The sequence below is a fragment of the Rhodopseudomonas sp. BR0C11 genome, from assembly GCF_010820945.1.
Taxonomy (GTDB): Bacteria; Pseudomonadota; Alphaproteobacteria; order Rhizobiales; family Xanthobacteraceae; genus Rhodopseudomonas; species Rhodopseudomonas palustris_H.
Window position 1 is genome coordinate 1 of record NZ_QTKI01000741.1, and the last position, 1,055, is coordinate 1,055.

The 1,055-nt window shown below is 61.6% G+C and carries 1 protein-coding gene; it reads left to right on the forward strand.

Annotated elements, in window-relative coordinates; genetic code table 11:
• Window positions 1-145: 145 nt before the first annotated feature.
• On the forward strand, window positions 146-1,055 hold a 910-nt coding region (locus DYI24_RS27040), incomplete at its 3' end, for a hypothetical protein (RefSeq protein ID WP_164574509.1).

Sequence of the window (1,055 nt, forward strand, 5' to 3'; positions counted from 1 at the left end):
GCCAATTGCAGTTGAGCGATGATATCAACCGCCGGTTCGCGACGTTTTATGACGGTCGCCCGCGCGAGGGAACTGAGGGAGTGCCGACGGCAAAGGTCTCGCTCGTTGGGCGCGTGATGAGCCGAGCGCGCAGGTGGATGACTCGATGAGCAGCACGGTCGGCTCCGAGTTGCCGCCCCGGCTAGCAATCGTCTCGGGAATCCCGGCAGGTGACAGCGGTACTGGTCGATTTGTTGCGCACCTCGCGTCGCGCATTGCCGAACTCGGGCAAGGACGAATCAAGATCGTGGCCAAACCGGAACGGCCCGCGCGCTGGCAGTTTCAGCTTTGGCTGAAAAGCAAGAATTATGGGCGTATAGCCCGAGAGGCGGTCCGCTACGCGCGATTGATTTCGCGGTTCTGGATCGAAGCCGGCTTGGTGCTGGCAAATCGCAACCATCAGCTCATTCTGCTGCATCCGCAGAACCTCGGCTACGATCTTGCACTTCGTCTGCTGGAATCGAGATCCTCTCCGTCGTTGCTGTATTTGCTCGACAGCTCATTCTTCTGCGTGGCGAGTTACAATCATCTGAAGGGCGAGGCAGGCCCCTGTCTGCGCTGCCTTGAGTTGGGCTTCGAACAAGTTGCCGCGCAGGGCTGCCGCCCCTTTCCGCGGCCGGACCCTGCGGGGCTCGGTTTTGCACCGCGTCTGCGGCAGTTGACGACATCGGGCAAGGTCAAGATCGCCGCCCAGAACCAAAGGCAAGCTGCATTGGCGCAGCGCCAGTTCGGGTTGGCTCTGGCGCCTCCGGTCGTAGGTTTGTGGACCAGCGATTGGGATGACATTTTCGGCGGTGCCAGTGCAGCAGAGGGCGCCCCGACGGTTGCGCCGAACTTCGCGTGGGACGTGGTCTTCCACGGCTACGGCGTCGACGCAAAAGGCGCGAACTGGACGATCCAGCTTGCCGAGCAGTGCCCGGAACTGCGCTTCATGTTTCCCTTCGCCAAGCCGGTTTCCATGGCTGCTCCTGACAATTGCTCGTTTCTGCCGTGTTCGTGGGAAACCGGCCTGAGCG